Here is a 17,763-nt window from a genome sequence, read left to right on the forward strand (position 1 = left end):
GCAGCCCTCCGGGTTTCGACCGCTGGCGTCTCGTGTCAAGCCGAGGGCGGACCCGTCCTCCGCAGCCGGGCCGGCGCGCGCCGGGTCCAGGCCTCCTCGAGCAGGTCGGTGACCAGGCCCTCGTCGGCGGCGGCGAGGTCGACGCGGACGCCGGAGAGCCGTCGTCCCCACCACAGCAGCGCGCAGGCGCCGCCCTCCGCGGCCCGGGCCTCCGACTCCCCGACGAGCACGTGCAGCGCGCCGTCGTCCCACAGGGTGGCCAGGACGCTGCTGCCCAGCCGGAAGGACGGGCGGCCGTGGTGGTCGGCCTCGGTGACCTCCGGGAGGGCGAGGGCCAGGCCGCGGACGTCGTCCGGCGTCACGGCCGCGGCGCCCCGCGGTAGTCGCCGACGCTCCAGCTGTTGTCCTCCGGGTCGCGCACGGAGAACTCGCGGGCGCCGTAGTCGGTCTCCTGCAGCGGCCGGGTGACCTCCGCGCCGGCCGCCTGCACCCGCGCCCACACGCCGCCGACGTCGTCGGTGACCAGGTAGGCGCCGGTGGCGCCGGGCCGGACCGGCCAGCCGCCGTCCTCGCGGACCGAGCCGAGCATCACGCCGCCGCCGGGCGGCCAGGCCAGCTCGGCGTGGCCGACCAGGTCGCCGTCGGGGACGACGAGGGTCTCGGTGAAGCCGAGGACGTCGACCAGCCAGCGGATGAGGGCGGGGGCGTCGGCGGCGCGGAAGGCGGGCCAGACGGTGGGAGCGGGGGTGCGGTCCGGTGTCGTGGTCATGCCGCCGACCCTGCCGCGCCGGGCGGGGTGCCGTCTTGGACGAACCCGATCTCCGCGGCCAGCCAGCGCAGCGGCGGCAGGCCGCTGAACGCGCGCCAGTCGCGGGTCAGGTGGGCCTGGTCGGCGAACCCGGCCGCGGCGGCGAGGCCGGCGAGGTCGGGGCGGCGCCCGGACGCGACGCGCGCGGCCAGCACCCGGCGGGCGCGGTCGAAGCGGACCACCCGGGCCGCCTCCTTGGGGCCCAGGCCGGTCTCGGCGCGGAAGCGGACGGTGAGGTGGCGCTCGGACCAGCCCACCCGGCGGGCGAGCTCGGCCACCCGCAGCCGCCCGCCGCCGGCCAGGGTGAGCCGCCATGCCTCGGCGACCTCCGGCGCGGGCCCGCCGTCCCCCGCGACCCGGCGGAGGACCTGCTCGGCGGCGGCGAGGCGGGCCGGCCAGCCGTCGGCGGCGCGCACCCGGTCGACCAGCTCGGTACCGACCGGTCCGAGGGCGTCGGCGAGGTCGACGTCCAGGGCGGCGAGCTCCCCGGCGGGCACGCCGAGCAGCCGCCGGGCACCGAGCGGGGTGAGGTCGAGCTGCAGGCCGGCCTGGCGGCCGGGGTGGCGGAGGAGCGCCGGGGTGGTGTGCAGGCCGCCGAGCAGGGCGTCGTAGCGGCCCGGCGCCTGGGCGGGGTCGGGGTGGGCGGCGACGTCGAGCGGGTCGTCGAGGGTGACGACGAGCGTGAGCGTGGGGGAGGGCAGGCCCCGGTGGACGCCGGGCGGCATCCCCTCCTGCCGGTAGCCGACGGCCCGCGCGACCAGCCCGCGCAGCCCCGGGTGCGGCCGGTGCGGCACGTGCTCGCTGGTCACCGGCCCAGGATGCAGCGCCGGGGTCGGGGCTCCAAGGGCGCCCGGCGCCCGTCCGTCCGTCCGTCCGCGGACGGTGCGCCGGACCGGACGGCTGCCGGCTCAGGAGTTCGCCGCGATGCCGGCGAGGAGGGCCAGCCCGAGGACGCCCACGCCGATCCAGCCGAGCACGATGCCGGCGATCGCCATGCCGTCGCCACCCTCCCCGCGCTCGCGGATCTGGCTGCGCGCGACGTAGCCGAAGACGAGGGCCAGGACGCTGCCGATCCAGTAGACCCAGACGATCCCCAGGACCATCGACGCGATCGCGAACCCGTTGGTGCGCCGGGGCGCGTAGCCGTACCCGGGGGGCACCGGGTAGCCGGTGCCGGGATACCCGGGCGGCGGTCCGTACGGCCCCTGCGGCGGTCCGCCGGCGGCCGGAGCGCCGGGGTGCCCGTACGGAGGCCAGCCCTGCTGCCCGCCACCGGGGTGGCCCTGCGGGTCCCACTGCGTCACGTCCGTCCCCTCGTCGTCGGTGCCCGGCGGTGCGCCCGCCGGAGGTCCGGCGTCGCGGCGCCGGGTCCGCGGGGACGGTACGAGCCCGCTGGTCCGCCGGACCAGCTCTGCCACCCCGAGGAGTCAGGTCGCCCGGAGCGCGTCGCTGCGCTCACAGTCAGACCACCGCGATCGGAGGAGCGTCTGAGCCGTCCGCCTCCTCGAGGACGAGGAGTCAGGGGCGAGGCAACCGCCTCGTACTCGGCCAGGGCGGCGGTGAGGTCGTCGACGATCTCCCGGGCGATGACCTCCGGCGCCTCGTGTCCCCCGGGTGCCGGCGCAGCGGTGCTCGCACGGACGGACGACGGTCGCTCCCGACCGGCCGGCTCGCGGCCCACCGGAGAGCGCGGACATCCCCGCTCTGAGCTGCGGTTCTGTCGTACCCCACTCGTGGTCTCGGGGTGTCGGCAGGTCGTTGCAGGGGAGGAGGCGAGGGCGTGTCCGAGCTGCGTTCGGCCCTCGACGACCTCGCCGCGCTCGACCTCACCGAGCTGTCCGACGACGCGGTGCTCGACCTCGTCGGCGAGCTGAGCACCGTCGCCAACCGGGTGGCCGCCGTCCTGACGTCGGCCGTGCGAGCGGCCGACCGCCGGGAGGCCTACCGGCGCGACGGCGCGGTCTCGATGACGGCATGGCTGCGCGGCAGCTGTCGGCTGGCACCGGCGGAGGCGACGGCGATCGTCTCGACCGGCCGGAGGATCGAGCAGCTGCCGGCCACGGCCGCCGCCTTCACCACCGGGGAGATCACCGCGACGCACGCCCGCGTGATCACCCGGGCCATGACGCCTGGGCGGGTCGCCGAGGCCGCCGAGGCGGGCATCGAGCTGGCCGAGACCGACCGCATCCTCCGACTTGGCCCGGCGGACGGCGCCGCAGGAGACCGCGCAGGGCGTGGCCCGCTGGGTGGCCGGTATCGATCCCGACGGCACGCTCGACGAGGCGGCCGACGTCCGCCGCCGGTTCACCATGGCCAGCGGTCTCGACGGCCGCGTGCACCTGCGCGGCGACCTCGACGCCGTCGGCGGCGAGTACCTGCACGCCGCGCTGGCGGCGCTGATGAACGGCGACCGCCCGGCCGGCGACACCCGCGGCCACGCGGAGCGCCAGGGCGACGCTCTCGTGGCGCTGGCCCGCGGCGCCCTGGACGGCGGCTCGCTGCCCGACGTCCGCGGCGAGCGGCCGCACGTGCGGGTCACCATCGATTGGCAGGCCCTGTGCGCCGCCCGTGGCGCCGCCGGTGTCTCCGGCGGTTCGCTGGGGTGGGCGGGACCGATCTGCCCGGAGACGGCACGGCGGCTGGCCTGCGACGCCGGCGTCGTGCGCGTCGTCACCGGGCCGGACGGGCTGCCGCTCGATGTCGGCCGGGCGCAGCGCACCGCCACCGCGGCCATTCGCCGGGCCGTCGAGATCCGCGACGGGCAGTGCGTCTTCGCCGGCTGCGACGCCCTGCCGGAGTGGTGTGACGTCCACCACGTCGTGCACTGGGCGCACGGCGGGCCGACGAGCTGCGACAACGGCGCGCTGCTCTGCGAGCGGCACCACACGGCCTGTCACGAGGGCGGCTTCTCGGTCAGCCGGGACGCCGGGACGAGCACCTGGCACACCTGGCGACCGGACGGCACCGAGGTCCTCAGCCGCGCCGGTCCCTGACGTCAGCGGCGGGTCGTCCACAGGGCGACCCGTCGTCCACAGGCCGGCGTCGGACTCCTCGGAACGGGGTCCGGCGTCGTCCTGGACGCCTAGCGTCGGTGCCGTGTTCGAGGAGCTGCGACCCAGGCTGACCGACGCCGTCATCCGGCGCTCGGTCGGCGACGCCCCGTTCCGGCGCGGAGTCCCCTACGCCCAGGCCGGCCGCGTGTCCCTGGTGGTCCGCCACCGGGACGAGGTCGGCGGCCGGGTGGCCGGGAGGGGCGGCGTCTACCAGACCGTCGCCGCGTGGGACGGGGACGCGACGCGCTGGTGGGGTGAGTGCAGCTGCCCGGTCGGCTACGACTGCAAGCACGTGGCCGCCCTCCTCCTGGCCGTGCGGGAGGCGCTGCCCGGTCCTCCGCGGACGGCCGCTCCGGCGGCCCCCGACTGGGAACGGGTGCTGGCCCCGCTGGTCTCCTCCGCACCGTCGGCGGAGCAGCGGGGCACGCCCCTGGGCCTGCAGTTCGAGGTGTCGGGGACCGGCCGCACGCTCGTCGTCCGGCTGCGTCCCGTCGTCCCGGGCGCCCGGGGCCGCTGGGTCCGCAGCGGGGTGTCCTGGCGGAGCCTCGACCACGGCTCGCTCGGCCACCGCGATCCCGAGCACGCCGCAGCCCTGACGATGCTGCACCGCGCCCACCAGATCGGCGACGGCGGCGCCGGTTCCTCCGGCTACTGGTCCGGCGAGGTGCCCGTGCTGCTCGAGGACTTCGGGCCGGAGCTGTGGCCGGCCCTACGGCGGGTCGCCGACGCCGGGGTGCCGATGCTGACGACGAGCTGCGCCCCGGTGCGGCTGGCCGGCGAGCCGGCGCGGGTCGCGGTCGACCTGAGCCGGGACGACACCGCCCTGCGGATCCGCCCGGTCCTCGTGGTCCCTGGCGAGGACGACCTGCTGCTCCCGGCCACCGAGGTCGGGCTGCTGGGCGACCCTCCGCACGGCGCCGTCCTCACGGCCGGCGACCCCGGGCTCCCCGCCGGGCTCGTCCCCGACGGTGGCGTGCTGCTCGTCCCGCTGGACCGGGTCGATCCCCGGGCGGCACCACTGTTCCGCGACACCCCCGTGACGGTGCCCCGCCGCGACGTCGACCGGTTCCTCACCGACTTCTACCCGGCCGTGCGCCGTGCGCTGGCCGTGGCCTCCTCCGACGGCTCGGTGGGCCTGCCCGAGGTGCTCCCGCCCCGGCTGTGCCTGCGGGTGGACCACGCCGACGCCCACCGCGCCGCGCTGACCTGGTGGGTGCTCCACCGCGTCGGGGACGAGGAGCGCCGGCTGCCGTGGGTGGGGGAGGACGGCGCGGCCGGCGACCCCGTGCGGGACGCGGCGGCGGAGGACCGGCTGGTCCAGCAGCTGCCCGACGCCGTCGACCGGGTGCCCGGGCTGTGCCGGTCCGCACCGCCGCAGCGCCGGCTGGCACCGACCGCGCAGCTGCGGGGCACGGACACCGCGGTCCTCACCACCGAGGTGCTGCCCGCGCTGCGCGAGGCCGGGGTCGTCGTCGAGGTGACCGGCGACCCGCCGGACTACCGGCACACCGGGGCGGCGCCGGTCGTGCACGTCTCGGCCACCGACGGGCCGGACACCGACTGGTTCGACCTCGGCGTGACGGTCACCGTCGACGGCGAGGACGTCCCCTTCGCCCTGCTCTTCGCCGCGCTCGCGTCCGGCGAGAGCCACCTGGTGCTGCCCAGCGGCACCTGGTTCGACGTCCGCCGCCCGGAGTTCGACCGGCTGCGCCGCCTGCTCGACGAGGCGCGCGCCCTGCAGGACGCCGACCGCCCCGGACTGCGGATCAGCCGCTACCAGGCCGGCCTGTGGGAGGAGCTCGTCGAGCTGGGGGTGGTGGCCGAGCAGAGCGAACGGTGGGCCCGCGACGTTGAGGGGCTGCTGGGCCTGGCCACGGCCGCACCGCCGCCCGTCCCGGCGGGCCTGGACGCGCAGCTGCGCCCCTACCAGCTCGAGGGCTACCGGTGGCTGGCCTGCCTCTGGGACGCCGGGCTCGGCGGCGTGCTCGCCGACGACATGGGGCTGGGCAAGACGCTGCAGACGCTCGCCCTGCTGTGCCGGGCGCGGGAGGCCGGCGAGCTGACCGCGCCCGTGCTCGTGGTCGCGCCGACGAGCGTGGTGTCCAACTGGGCCCGGGAGGCCGCGCGGTTCGCTCCCGGCCTGACCGTCCGGGTGGTCGGGTCGACCGGCCGCAAGCTCGGGGTGCCGCTGGCCGAGGCGGTCGCCGACGCCGACCTGGTGGTCACCACCTACACGCTGCTGCGCCTGGACGAGGAGGCCTACGGCGCGCTGCCGTGGAGCGGGCTGGTCCTCGACGAGGCCCAGTTCGTCAAGAACCACACGGCCCGGACCTACGCCGCCGCTCGGCGGCTGCCCGCCCGGTTCAAGCTGGCCATCACCGGCACGCCGCTGGAGAACAGCCTGATGGACCTGTGGTCGATGCTGTCGATCGTCGCACCGGGCCTGTTCCCCGACCCGCAGCGCTTCACCGAGCGGTACCGGACGCCGATCGAGCGCAGCGGCGACGCGGCCGCCCTGACGACGCTGCGCCGCCGGATCCGCCCGCTGGTCCTCCGGCGCACCAAGGAGCAGGTCGCCGCCGAGCTCCCACCCAAGCAGGAGCAGCTGCTGGAGGTCGTGCTCAACCCCCGGCACCGCCGGGTCTACGACACCCACCTGCAGCGGGAGCGGCGCAGGGTGCTCGGGCTCGTCGACGACCTGCAGAAGAACCGGTTCACCATCTTCCGGTCGCTGACCCTGCTGCGGCAGCTGGCACTGGACCCCGCGCTGGTCGACGACGCCTCCGCCGGCATCCCGTCGAGCAAGGCCGACGCCTTCCTCGAGCACCTGCAGGAGGTGGTGGCCGAGGGACACCGCGTGCTGGTGTTCAGCCAGTTCACCCGGTTCCTGCGCACCGTCCGCGACCGCCTCGACGCCCACGGCCTGCCCCACGCCTACCTCGACGGCCGCACCCGGAACCGCGAGCAGCCCATCGAGGAGTTCCGCAGCGGCCGCGCGCCGGTGTTCCTGATCAGCCTCAAGGCGGGCGGCTCCGGACTCAACCTGACCGAGGCCGACTACGTCTACGTCCTCGACCCCTGGTGGAACCCGGCGGTGGAGGCCCAGGCGATCGACCGCGCGCACCGCATCGGCCAGGACCGGACCGTGATGGTCTACCGGCTGGTGGCGGCGGACACCATCGAGGAGAAGGTCGTGGCCCTGCAGGAGCGCAAGCGCGACCTGTTCAGCCGGGTGGTGGACGACGACGGCGCGCTGACCGGGCCGCTCACCGCCGACGACATCCGCGGCCTGTTCGACTGATCGGATCCCACCCCTGCTCGCCCCCGACGTCTGCATCATGATGCGGTCGCACGAGCATCACGACGTAGACTCGCGCGGGTGCGCACCACGGTGACCCTGGACGACGACGTCGCTGCCGCGGTCGAGCGTCTGCGCCGGGCAGAGGGCCTGGGGGTCAGCGCGGCCGTCAACCGCCTCGTCCGCGCGGGACTGGTGCAGCGCCGCGACGTCCGACCCTTCCGGCAGCGCACCGCCGACCTCGAGTTCACCATCGACGTCCGCAACGTCGGAGAGGTCCTCGACCTGCTCGACGACGCGCCCTGATGCTGGTCGACGCCAACCTGCTCCTCTACGCCGTCAGCAGCACCGCACCCCGGCACGAGACGGCGCGCGCCTGGTGGGAGACAACGCTCAACGGCACCGGCCGCGTGGGCCTGCCGTGGCAGACGATCGGGGCCTTCGTGCGCATCGCGACCCATCCCCGTGTGACACGCCGGCCGCTCTCCGCCGAGGATGCCTGGTCCTACGTCGCCGAGTGGCTCGACGTCGACGTCGTCTGGGTGCCACCCGCCACCGAACGCACCGCCGCCGTCCTCGGCGACCTGCTCCGCCTCACGGGCGCCACGGGGAACCTCGTGCCGGACGCGCAACTCGCCGCCCTCGCCCTCGAGCACGGGCTCGCGGTGGTCACGGCGGACACCGACTTCGCACGCTTTCCCGGAGTCCGGTGGGTCAACCCGCTGTCCTGATCCCCGACCCGGGGCCTACCGCTCCCCCTCCACGACGTCCAGGAAGCGGCGCAGCGTCTCGAGGAAGACCTCCGGCTGCTCGGAGTGCACCCAGTGGCCGGCGTTCTTCACCTTCACGAGCCGGACCGAGGGGAACAGCTCGTCCATCCGGGCGCGGTCCTCGGGCAGCACGTAGTGGCTGTTCGCACCGGCGATCCAGAGCACCGGGCCGTCGAAGGCGGCGCCCGGCGGCGGGGCGGGGAAGCCGCGCAGCTCGCCGAGGTCGCGCTCGAGCAGCTCCAGGTTCAGCCGCCAGCGCCAGCCGCCGCCTGAACCGAGTCCCTCCCGGACCAGGCTCTGCAGCAGGAACGACCGCACCATGCGGCTGGGCACCGCCTCGCGCAGCGCCCGGTCGGCGTCCTCCCGCGTCTGCAGCGCCCCGAGGTCGACGGCGCGCATGGCGGCGATGTAGGCGCCGAACGGTGAGGCCTCCTCGTCGGCGTCGTCGGTGCGGCCGCCGGTGAGCGGGTACTCGACCGGCGCGATGTCGACCACGACGAGCGCGCGCAGCAGCTCCGGCCGCCGCAGCGCCAGCTGCATCGCCACCTTGCCGCCCATGGAGTGCCCGACCAGCGTCACCGGCTCGCCGAAGGACTCCAGCTCCGCGGCCACCATCCGCGCCATGTCGAGGTAGTCGACCCGCTCGGTCCACGGCGAGTGCCCGTGGTTGGGCAGGTCGAGCAGCGTCACGCGGTGCCCGTCGGCGAGGCCCTTGGCCGCCGTCGTCCAGTTCTTGCCCTGGCCGAACAGGCCGTGCACGAACACCACCCGGGGCCCGGACTCGCCGACGATCCGCGCCGCCAGCCGCTCGTCGGAGGGCGCCTCGGCAGTCACCCGGCGATTCCACCAGATCCGCGCGCCCCGGCGACCTACCGTGCCCGGGACGACGGGGGAGGTCCCACGATGCCCGGACGGCGCCGCGCCGCCAGCAGCACCACCAGGCGCCGGACGACAGCGCGCACGACGAAGCGGCGGACGACGGCCCGCCGGCCGGCGGTGCCCGACCTGCCCACCGCCGGCCCGGGGGAGCGGGTGTGGGTGCTCGCGGTCCCCTTCCGGGCCCCGGCCCCCGGCGCGGTCTGGCACGCCGGCCTGCAGGCGCACGTGTGGGTCGGCGCGCAACTGCCGCCGGCGCTGGCGCCCTACGACCCGCCGCCGTACACGTTCGAGCGGTTCCTCGAGGACGAGCTCAACGAGACGCCGCGCCCGCTGCCCGAGGGCCGGCCGATGGTGCCGCGCGAGGAGCAGTGCACCGGCGCGGAGGCCGTCGTCGCCTCCGCCGCGGCCGGGCACCGGGTGTTCCTGCTGGGCGACGACCCCGGCGTCGGCAAGACCGGCACCGCGGTGATGGCCGCGCGGGAGATCTGCGAGCTGCGCGGCGGCGAGCGGGTGCTCGTCGTCGCCGACCGGCCGGCGGCCATCACCATCCCGCACTGGACCCGCTCGATCGCCGGCTTCGGCGACGGCGGCCTGCGCTGGTGCGTCACCACGTGGGACCGGCTGGCGAAGGTCGCGGAACTGCCCTTCGACGTCGTCGTCGCCGACGAGGCGCACATGGTCCGGCACACGACCACGCAGCGCTGGAAGCACTGGAAGGCCGTCTCCGGCAGCGCCCGCACGAAGGACGTCCCCTTCGTCGTCGCCGCCACCGCCACCCCGGCGCACACGCCGTTGGAGCTGCCCTACCTCGCCCCGCAGTTCGCCCAGCGGCACGGTGAGCCGCTGCGCGCCTGGGCCGACCTGCCGGCGAGGCTCGCCGAGCACGGGTTCCACGTGGAACGCGGCCGCTACGGCTGGACCTGGACCGAGGACGCCGGCGAGCGCCGCGCCGACCTGGCCCGGCTGCAGGGCTGGCTGGCCGACGGCGACCCGCCCGCGACGCTGCACCGCGCGGCGCCGTGGGGCCCGGTGTCGGTGACCGGGACCCCCGTGGCGCTGACGCCCGCCGAGCTGACCGCCTACGAGTCGGGGTGGCAGGAGTTCCGCGCGGAGATGCAGCTGGCGCGCAGACGGCGACAGACGGAACGGGGCCGGGCCGCCCTGCTGCGGTTCCGGCAGAAGGCCGCACTTCTCCGCCTTCAGGCCACCGTCGACTGGGTGCGCGCCCAGGTGGAGGCCGAGCGGCAGGTGGCGGTGTCGGTGGAGTTCGTGGAGACCGCGGCCGACCCGATCCGCGAGGCGCTACTGGACTCCGGCATCGCCGTCGCGTCGATCTACGGCCGGGACCGCTTCGACGTCGAGGCCGAGCGGCTGCGCTTCCAGACCGGTGCGGCACCGGTGTGCGTGTTCACCGTGACCGCCTCGATCAGCCTGCACGCCGGCGAGCTGCTGCCCGGCGGCGCCACGGCCTCGACCACCCCGCGGGTGGGGCTGTTCCACCAGCCGCGGTTCTCCGGCATCCAGGCCCGCCAGGTCACCGGCCGCACCCACCGCGACGGGCAGGTCTCGCCGTGGCGGGTGGCCTTCGCCGAGGGCACCGTCGAGGAGCAGGTGGCCCGGGTGATGGTCGAGCGGCTGGCGGTCAGCGGGTCGACGGCGGGCGCGGACACCTCCTCGCTGCAGGAGATCGCCGAGCTCCTCGACGCCGACTGGCTGCCGCCCGCCGCGCTCACCGACGCCTGAGCCCGAGGCCGGCGGCGGGCCCGGCACCTGAGGCGGTGCCGCAGGACGGTCAGCGACCGGGCAGGCGCGCCAGGAGGCGGTCCAGCGCCTGCCCGGCCGAACCGGGCCGCTCCAGCCAGGGGAAGTGGCCGGCGTCCGCCACCTCCTCCACGACGGCGTCGGGCAGTCGCCGGGCAGCGCTCCTCGCGATCGTCCCGGGGACCGGGCTGCCGGTCCCGCGGACGAGGAGGACCGGCACGGCGACGTCGGCCAGCGCGGCCTCGAGCCGCGGCAGCTCGCCGAGTGCGGCCGCCAGCAGCTGCTCGTACACGGAGTGGCCGGCCAGCACGACCCCCGGCTCCCCCCAGCCCGTCGAGGACCGCCCGGACGTCGTCGACGGCGGTGCTCAGGTCGAAGGGACCCTCCGTCGTGGACGGGGCCAGGCCGCGCTGCTGGAAGGTCGCCACGCGCGCGCGGGGGAGGAGCTCGCGCTCCAGTCCCGCCAGGGAGTCCACGGAGGCACCGGGCCCGCCGTGCAGGAGGAGGACCAGGGGCGCGCCCGCGTCATGGGCCCCGTTCTCCGCGGCACCGACGAGCGAGCCACCGGTCACCGGGACGACGGGGTCCGATCTCACGCCGGCCCGCTGTCGCCGTCGGGGTGGTGGACGACGTTGACGACGGTGCCGTCGGGTGCCCGGACGAAGAACCGGCGCACGCCCCACGGCTCCGTGGTCAGCGGGTGCACGATCTCGTAGCCGCGGTCGAGCGCCTCCGCGTACCCGGCGTCGACGTCGTCGACGAGCACGGACACGACGGGGTCCTCGGGTGCCGAGGCGTCGCGGGTCAGCAGCTGGACCTCCGCCCCGGTGTCGGGGGAGCGGTGGCGGGCCACCCAGCCCAGGTCGAACTCCTCGCTGCTCAGGCCGAGGTAGTCGGCCCAGAAACCCTTCGCCGCCCGGAGGTCGGCCACCCGGAGGTCGGCGATGACCCGTGTGACGCGCATGCCGGATGGTCGCCCTCCGGCCGCGTCCTCGTCCAGGCTCCCGCGACGCCGTAGGACGATGGGGGCGTGCGGCGGGAGGCGAGCGTGCTGCACCTGGACCTCGACGCGTTCTTCGCCGCCGTCGAGCAGCGCGACAAGCCCTCGCTGCGCGGCCGGCCGGTCGTCGTCGGCGGCACCGGTGGCCGCGGCGTCGTCGCCACGGCGTCCTACGAGGCGCGCGCCTACGGCGCCCGCTCGGCCATGTCGACGGCGGAGGCCCGGCGCCGCTGCCCGCCCGGGACGGCGTTCCTCGGCGGCCGCTTCGGCGCCTACCGGCGGACCTCGGACGTCGTCATGGGGCTGCTGCGCGAGCTCTCGCCGCTGGTGGAGCCGGTGTCGATCGACGAGGCCTACGTCGACCTGGCCGCCGGCCCCGGCCACGACCTGTCCGTCGACGGCGTCACCGCGCTCGCCCGGCGGCTCAAGGCCGGCATCGCCGCGGCCACCGGCGGGGTGACCGGGTCGGTGGGCATCGGCAGCTCCAAGCTCATGGCCAAGATCGCCTCCGACCTGGACAAGCCCGACGGCCTCGTCGTCGTCCCGCCCGGCTCCGAGCTCGACGTGCTGCACCCGCTGCCGGTGACCCGGCTGGGCGGCGTCGGCCCGGCCACCGCCGAGCGGCTGCGCACGGTGGGCGTGCGGACGGTGGCCGACCTGGCCCGCAAGTCGCTGACCGACCTGGTGTCGCTGGCCGGGCGGGCGCACGGCACCGCGCTGCACCAGCTCGCGCGGGCCGAGGACGACCGCCCGGTGGTCGCCGAGCGGGAGGCCAAGTCGGTGTCGCAGGAGTCGACCTTCGAGCGCGACCTCACCGACGTCGCCGAGCTGGGCCGGCTGATCGACGCGATGGCCGGCCGGGTGGGCGGCCGGCTGCGCGCCTCGGCGCTGTCGGGGCGGACGGTGACGCTCAAGCTGCGCCGCTACGACTTCACGACCATCACCCGCTCGCAGACGCTGCCCCAGCCCACCGACGACGCCCGGCAGGTGGCCGCCGTCGCCCGCCGGCTGCTCGTCGAGGCCGGCACCGGCGGGGGCCTGCGGCTGCTCGGCGTCGGCGTCTCCGGGCTCTCGCAGTACGCGCAGGGCGACCTGTTCGCGGTGGAGGACACCCCCGCCGAGGCCGCGGCGGCCGACGTCCCGGACGAGCCCGCCGAGCCCGAGCCGCCGGCCGACCGGCGGTGGTGGCCCGGGCAGGACGTCGTCCACGACGAGCTGGGGCCCGGCTGGGTGTGGGGCCGCGGGCTGGGCCGGGTGACCGTGCGGTTCGAGGGGCCGCTGACCCCGCCCGGGCCGGTGCGCACGCTGGCCGCCGACGACCCCGCCCTGCACCCGGGCGACCCGCCGGAGTGGCGAGCGGCGACGATGGGCCGGTGACCGAACCGAGTGCCTGGGTGCGGATGACGGAGGCCGACCCCGGCCACTCGGCGGCCTACGTCGAGCGCTTCCGCCGGCTGGCCGCCGGCGGGACGGACATCGTCGGCGAGGCGCGGCTGGTCGACGCGATGCTGCCGAGGGCGGCGCGGGTGCTCGACGCCGGCTGCGGTCCGGGCCGGGTGGGCGGCCACCTGGCCCGGGCGGGGCACGACGTCGTCGGGGTCGACGTCGACCCGGTGCTGATCGCGGCGGCCGAGCAGGACCACCCGGGCCCGCGCTGGCTGGTCGGCGACCTGGCCGAGCTGGACCTGCCCGACCGGTTCGACGCGATCGTGTGCGCCGGCAACGTCGTCGCGTTCCTGGCGCCCTCGACCCGCCGGGAGGTGCTGCGCCGGTTCCGGGCCCACCTGGCGCCGAGCGGGCGGGCCGTGGTCGGGTTCGGCGCCGGCCGCGACTACGCCTTCGACGACTTCCTCGCCGACGCCCGCGCCGCCGGGCTCGAGCCGGACCTGCTGCTGTCGAGCTGGCACCTGCACCCGTTCACCGCGGCGTCGGACTTCCTGGTCGCGGTCCTGCGCCCGGCCTGAGGCCGGCGCGGTTCAGCCGACCTCGGCCAGCCAGCCGACGACGGTGAGGTCGGCGTCGATCTGGACGACGACCACCTGGCCGTCGGCCGAGAGCAGGTGCGCCTCGAACAGGCCGGAGCCGTCGACCTCCAGCCGCTCGATCACCGCGCCGGGGAGCGCGGCCACGGCGGTCGCGCCCACCGCGACGGCGGCGTCGGCGGTCGGCCCCGGCACCGGACGGCGGGGGGTGCGGACCCACGCGTGCCGGCCGACGCGCTCCGGGGCGGTCCGCGCGGCAGGGGGACGACGCGTGGCCGGACGCCCCGGGGTGAGCCGCTCGGGCGTGGCGCGCTCGGTGCTGCGGATCATGGCGGACCTCCTCGACCCGGCGGCTCCCGAGCGGTGCCGCCGTGGGGCCGAGCCTGGGGTGCCCGGCTGGGAGGTCCCTGTGAGCCGCGTGCGAGTCGGCTGCGTGCCGCACGGCGCCGGGGTCAGCGGACGCCGAGGGCCAGGGTCAGCTCCAGGACGGTCTGGGGGTCGTCGAGGCGGGCGCCGAACAACTCGCGCAGCTGGCCCATCCGGTAGCGCACCGTCTGCGGGTGCACGTACAGCTCGCCGGCCACCTGCTCGCGGCGGCCGTGGTGCAGCAGCCAGGAGCGCAGCGTCTCCAGCAGCTTCTCGCGCGGCCCGGGGCCGAGGTCGTCCAGCGGGGCGAGCACCTGGGCGCGCAGGTCGGCCAGCGCCTCGCCGTCGGCACGCAGGACCAGGTCGGCCAGCCGCAGCTCCGTGTCGACGGGGGCCCGGCCCTCCGGGACCAGCCCCAGCTGCAGCGCCCGCAGCGCCCGCGAGTACGACGACCGCGCGTCCTGCCACGGCCGCGCCGGCCCGACGACGGCCTCCCGCCCCGACAGCGACCGCAGCAGCGCCGCCCGTGCGAACCCCTCGGCGTCGGGCACCAGCAGGACGGCCCGCTCGCTGGACGGCTCCGCACCGGGCAGGTCCTCGCCGGCCTGCAGCGTGCGCGCGTCCAGCACCGCCAGGGCGTCGCGGACCCTGGTCTCGGGCAGCAGCACCGCGGTGAGGCTCCGCGGCACCGTCCAGTCCGCCCGCTCCGCGGCGGTGTGCAGCTCGTACGGAGGTGCACCGGTGACCAGCAGCTCGGTCAGCCGCTCCAGGTGGCGGCGCCGCATCCGGCCGCTGACGGCCAGCTGGTCGGCGTGCCCGGAGGCGCTGGCGGCCGAGAGCTGGTCGATGTAGGCGAACACCAGCTCGGCGAAGCGGGCCAGCGACGCGGCGGGCATGCCGGCCGCCACGGCCGTCTCGCTCATGTGCCGCCACGCCACCCGCGCCCCCACCCGGTAGGCGGCCAGCAGCGCGTCCATCGACCGCCCGGTCCGCGCCTCCCCGCGGCCCAGCGCGTAGGCCCCCTCGATCGCCGGGCCGATCGGGCGGCTGGCGTCGGCGTCGCCGTCGGCCGTCGCGAGCTCGAGGAAGGCACCGAGCGCCAGCTGGACGGCGTTCTCGATCTTGCCGCCCATCGGGCCGCTGAAGGCCTCGGTGTAGCTGGGCACCTCGACGACGATCGCGGCCACCGTCCGCGCGGCGACCGACGGCAGCTCGGCACGCATCGCCGCCGCGACGTCGCCCGCGAAGGTCTCCTCCGGCGTCATGCCACCTCCCCCGACCCGGTCTTGTTCGCCGGGAACAGTATCCGCCGCGACGTTCACGTCCAGGGCACAGGTGATTGCGCTCCAGGCTGAGAACCATCGAGGTATGACCGCGACCGTTCCGCGCCCCTCCTCGGCCCGGCCGGCCCTCAGGTCGCTGCGCGACCGCGCGTTGCGCCTGGCCGAGCTCGTCACCACACCGGTGCTGCCCGCCGACTACCTGGACATGCTGAGCCCGCTGCGGGCCGGCACGGACCTGCGCGGCCGCATCGAGGCCGTGCTGCCCGAGACGCGGGACGCCGCCACGATCGTCATCCGGCCCGGCGCCGACTGGCAGCCGCACCGGCCCGGGCAGTACGTGCGCATCGGGATCGACGTCGACGGCGTGCGCATGTGGCGTGCCTACTCGATCACCTCCGACCTCGGCCGCGCCGACGGCTGCTTCACCGTCACCGTCAAGGCCATCCCCGACGGCAAGGTCAGCAACCACCTGGTGCGCCGCGCCCGGCCCGGCACCCTCGTGCAGCTCGACCAGGCCACCGGGGAGTTCTGCCTGCCCGAGCAGCGCCCGGCCAAGGCCCTGTTCGTCACCGCCGGCTCCGGCATCACCCCGGTCATGGGCATCCTGCGCAACCACCCCGAGCTCACCGACGTCGTCCTGGTGCACTCCGCGCCCACGGCCGACGACGTCGTCTTCGGCGCGGACCTGCGCCGGCTGGCCGCCGACGGCCGGATCCGACTGGTCGAGCAGCACACCGACACCGCCGGGATGCTCGACGCCGCGGCGATCGCCGCCCTCGTCCCCGACCTCGCCGAGCGCGACACCTGGGCCTGCGGCCCGGTCGGCATGCTCGAGGCGCTCGAGGAGCACTGGGCCGCCGCCGGCATCGCCGACCGGCTCTACACCGAGCGGTTCCGCCCGACCGTGCTCGTCACCGGCGAGGGCGGCACGGTCACCTTCACGAGGAACGGGACGTCGCTCAAGGCCGACGGCGCCACCCCGATCCTCGACGCCGCCGAGGAGGCCGGCGTGCTCATGCCCAGCGGCTGCCGCATGGGCATCTGCTACGGCTGCGTCCTCCCGCTGCGCGAGGGCGCCGTCCGCGACCTGCGCACCGGCGAGGTGACCACCGCCGCCCCCGGCGACGGCGTCCTCGTGCAGACCTGCATCAGCGCCGCCGCCGGCCCCTGCGCCGTGGACCACTGAGCCCGGTCCGGCTCCCCGACCACTGACCCCCTAGACCGCCAGGAGACCCGCATGACCGTGCTGCAGAAGAAGGCCGTCAACCCCATCGAGCACCTCACCCCCGAGGACATCGAGCTCATCGGCAAGGAGCTCGACGAGATCCGCCAGGGCGTGATGGACAGCCGCGGCGAGTCCGACGCGCGCTACATCCGCAGGGTCATCGACGTGCACCGCAAGATCGAGCTGGGCAGCCGCGCCGTCCTGCTCGCGTCCGGTTTCCCGCCGGCCTGGATCGCCGGGACGATCGGCCTGTCCATCGCCAAGATCCTCGAGAACATGGAGATCGGGCACAACATCCTGCACGGCCAGTGGGACTGGATGCGCGACCCGAAGATCCACTCCACGACGTGGGACTGGGACATGGCCAGCCCGGCCGAGCAGTGGAAGCACTCGCACAACGAGCTGCACCACACGTACACGAACGTGATCGGCAAGGACAACGACCTCGGCTACGGCATCATGCGGGTCGACGAGGACCAGCCGTGGCTGCCGATGTACCTCGGCCAGCCGCTGTGGAGCTTCATCAACGCCTGCTTCTTCGAGTACGGGATCGCCGCCTACGACCTCGAGCTCGGCGCGGTCATCGCCAAGAAGCAGACCGGTGACCCGGAGTTCCGCCGGCGGGCCAAGCAGGTGCTGGTCAAGATCGGCAAGCAGGTCCGCAAGGACTACCTCATCCACCCCCTCCTGTCGGGCCCGAACTTCTTCGCCACCCTGGCGGCGAACTTCACCGCGAACATCGTGCGCAACCTGTGGTCGAACTCGGTGATCCTGTGCGGACACTTCCCCGAGGGCGTCGAGACCTTCGAGAAGAAGTCGATCGAGGGCGAGACCCGCGGTGAGTGGTACCTGCGCCAGATGCTCGGCTCGGCCAACATCTCCGGCTCGAAGGCGATGCACACCCTGACCGGGAACCTGTCGCACCAGATCGAGCACCACCTGTTCCCGGACCTGCCGAGCAACCGGTACGCCGAGATCGCGCCGAAGATCCGCGACCTGTTCGACCGCTACGGCCTGAACTACCACACCGCGCCGCTGCCGCGCCAGGTCGGCTCGGCCTGGCACAAGATCATCCGGCTGTCGCTGCCCAACGGCTGGCTGGAGCTCACCAACCGCCGCAACCTGCTCCAGCAGCTGGCGGTGCTCTACAAGATGACCACCGGCAGCCCCAAGGTCCGCCGCACGCTGCAGCGGAAGCTGACCGCCGGGGTGCGCCTGAGCCGGGCGGCCGCGACCGCCTGAGCAAGGACCCCGCTGCCCCCCACCGCTCGCTCCCCCGCAAGCGGGAGGTGCCCCCAGCTCGCTGCGGGCCCCTGCACCGGGGCCGGTCTGCGGAAG

Annotated in this window: 19 protein-coding genes; 9 read left to right on the forward strand and 10 right to left on the reverse strand. The window is 75.8% G+C overall.

Going from position 1 to position 17,763, the window contains the following annotated elements; genetic code table 11:
• Positions 1–35 precede the first annotated feature (35 nt).
• The 5 genes from ACU616_RS07900 to ACU616_RS07920 all read right to left on the reverse strand — a co-directional run bounded on the left by ACU616_RS07900 (position 36) and on the right by ACU616_RS07920 (position 2,995).
• Entirely contained in the window at positions 36–362 is a 327-nt protein-coding gene (locus ACU616_RS07900) for a hypothetical protein (RefSeq protein ID WP_446757924.1), read from the reverse strand.
• Positions 359–769: a VOC family protein gene (locus ACU616_RS07905; protein ID WP_446757925.1), complete on the reverse strand. Its 411-nt coding sequence runs from the start codon at positions 767–769 to the stop codon at positions 359–361. Before ACU616_RS07905 ends, ACU616_RS07900 begins: the two co-directional genes overlap by 4 nt.
• Complete coding sequence (locus ACU616_RS07910; RefSeq protein ID WP_446757926.1) at positions 766–1,617, reverse strand: helix-turn-helix domain-containing protein; 852 nt, start codon at positions 1,615–1,617, stop codon at positions 766–768. The genes ACU616_RS07905 and ACU616_RS07910 overlap by 4 nt, the downstream gene beginning before the upstream one ends.
• A 99-nt stretch (positions 1,618–1,716) precedes the next feature.
• Positions 1,717–2,112, reverse strand: coding sequence for a DUF4190 domain-containing protein (locus tag ACU616_RS07915; protein WP_446757927.1), 396 nt, complete (start codon positions 2,110–2,112; stop codon positions 1,717–1,719).
• Positions 2,113–2,749: 637 nt separating this feature from the next.
• Positions 2,750–2,995 (reverse strand): hypothetical protein, encoded by a 246-nt coding sequence (locus ACU616_RS07920; RefSeq protein WP_446757928.1) that lies wholly within the window; start codon positions 2,993–2,995, stop codon positions 2,750–2,752.
• Between the two features lie 8 nt (positions 2,996–3,003).
• Here ACU616_RS07920 and ACU616_RS07925 point away from each other — a divergent pair, with 8 nt between their 5' ends.
• The 4 genes from ACU616_RS07925 to ACU616_RS07940 all read left to right on the forward strand — a co-directional run bounded on the left by ACU616_RS07925 (position 3,004) and on the right by ACU616_RS07940 (position 7,890).
• Entirely contained in the window at positions 3,004–3,801 is a 798-nt protein-coding gene (locus ACU616_RS07925) for a DUF222 domain-containing protein (protein WP_446757929.1), read from the forward strand.
• Between the two features lie 103 nt (positions 3,802–3,904).
• Positions 3,905–7,162 carry a DEAD/DEAH box helicase gene (locus ACU616_RS07930; RefSeq protein WP_446757930.1) on the forward strand — a complete coding sequence of 1,086 codons (3,258 nt, stop codon included), beginning with the start codon at positions 3,905–3,907 and terminating at the stop codon, positions 7,160–7,162.
• Between the two features lie 78 nt (positions 7,163–7,240).
• Complete coding sequence (locus ACU616_RS07935; RefSeq protein WP_446757931.1) at positions 7,241–7,465, forward strand: ribbon-helix-helix domain-containing protein; 225 nt, start codon at positions 7,241–7,243, stop codon at positions 7,463–7,465.
• The gene (locus ACU616_RS07940) at positions 7,465–7,890 is read left to right on the forward strand and encodes a TA system VapC family ribonuclease toxin (protein ID WP_446757932.1); all 426 of its coding nucleotides are present in this window, start codon (positions 7,465–7,467) and stop codon (positions 7,888–7,890) included. The genes ACU616_RS07935 and ACU616_RS07940 overlap by 1 nt, the downstream gene beginning before the upstream one ends.
• A gap of 15 nt (positions 7,891–7,905) precedes the next feature.
• Here the strand turns inward: ACU616_RS07940 and ACU616_RS07945 are convergent, their stop codons facing one another.
• On the reverse strand, positions 7,906–8,763 hold the full coding sequence (locus ACU616_RS07945) for an alpha/beta fold hydrolase (RefSeq protein WP_446757933.1): 858 nt from the start codon (positions 8,761–8,763) through the stop codon (positions 7,906–7,908).
• A 69-nt stretch (positions 8,764–8,832) separates the two neighbouring features.
• Between ACU616_RS07945 and ACU616_RS07950 the strand changes: the two genes are divergently transcribed.
• Positions 8,833–10,551: a helicase gene (locus ACU616_RS07950; protein WP_446757934.1), complete on the forward strand. Its 1,719-nt coding sequence runs from the start codon at positions 8,833–8,835 to the stop codon at positions 10,549–10,551.
• 49 nt (positions 10,552–10,600) lie between these two features.
• On the opposite strand, the gene ACU616_RS07955 is transcribed toward ACU616_RS07950, so the two are convergent.
• Both ACU616_RS07955 and ACU616_RS07960 read right to left on the reverse strand, forming a co-directional pair.
• A complete protein-coding gene (locus ACU616_RS07955; RefSeq protein ID WP_446757935.1) occupies positions 10,601–10,879 on the reverse strand; it encodes an alpha/beta fold hydrolase in 279 nt (92 codons plus the stop codon).
• 282 nt (positions 10,880–11,161) lie between these two features.
• Positions 11,162–11,533 (reverse strand): VOC family protein, encoded by a 372-nt coding sequence (locus tag ACU616_RS07960; protein ID WP_446757936.1) that lies wholly within the window; start codon positions 11,531–11,533, stop codon positions 11,162–11,164.
• Positions 11,534–11,599: 66 nt separating this feature from the next.
• On the opposite strand from ACU616_RS07960, the gene ACU616_RS07965 reads away from it, so the two are divergent.
• Positions 11,600–12,946, forward strand: a complete 1,347-nt coding sequence (locus ACU616_RS07965) for a DNA polymerase IV (RefSeq protein WP_446757937.1) — start codon at positions 11,600–11,602, stop codon at positions 12,944–12,946.
• Positions 12,943–13,533, forward strand: a complete 591-nt coding sequence (locus ACU616_RS07970; protein ID WP_446757938.1) for a class I SAM-dependent methyltransferase — start codon at positions 12,943–12,945, stop codon at positions 13,531–13,533. Before ACU616_RS07965 ends, ACU616_RS07970 begins: the two co-directional genes overlap by 4 nt.
• Positions 13,534–13,545: 12 nt before the next feature.
• Here ACU616_RS07970 and ACU616_RS07975 read toward each other — a convergent pair whose 3' ends face one another.
• Together ACU616_RS07975 and ACU616_RS07980 are read right to left on the reverse strand one after the other, a co-directional pair.
• Positions 13,546–13,881, reverse strand: coding sequence for a hypothetical protein (locus tag ACU616_RS07975; RefSeq protein WP_446757939.1), 336 nt, complete (start codon positions 13,879–13,881; stop codon positions 13,546–13,548).
• Positions 13,882–14,003: 122 nt separating this feature from the next.
• Positions 14,004–15,182 (reverse strand): PucR family transcriptional regulator, encoded by a 1,179-nt coding sequence (locus tag ACU616_RS07980; protein ID WP_446757940.1) that lies wholly within the window; start codon positions 15,180–15,182, stop codon positions 14,004–14,006.
• Between the two features lie 103 nt (positions 15,183–15,285).
• Between ACU616_RS07980 and ACU616_RS07985 the strand changes: the two genes are divergently transcribed.
• Both ACU616_RS07985 and ACU616_RS07990 read left to right on the forward strand, forming a co-directional pair.
• Positions 15,286–16,386, forward strand: a complete 1,101-nt coding sequence (locus ACU616_RS07985) for a ferredoxin reductase (RefSeq protein ID WP_446757941.1) — start codon at positions 15,286–15,288, stop codon at positions 16,384–16,386.
• A 51-nt stretch (positions 16,387–16,437) separates the two neighbouring features.
• On the forward strand, positions 16,438–17,667 hold the full coding sequence (locus ACU616_RS07990; protein WP_446757942.1) for a fatty acid desaturase family protein: 1,230 nt from the start codon (positions 16,438–16,440) through the stop codon (positions 17,665–17,667).
• The last annotated feature ends 96 nt before the right edge of the window (positions 17,668–17,763 follow it).

Source organism: Geodermatophilus sp. URMC 62, from assembly GCF_052931475.1.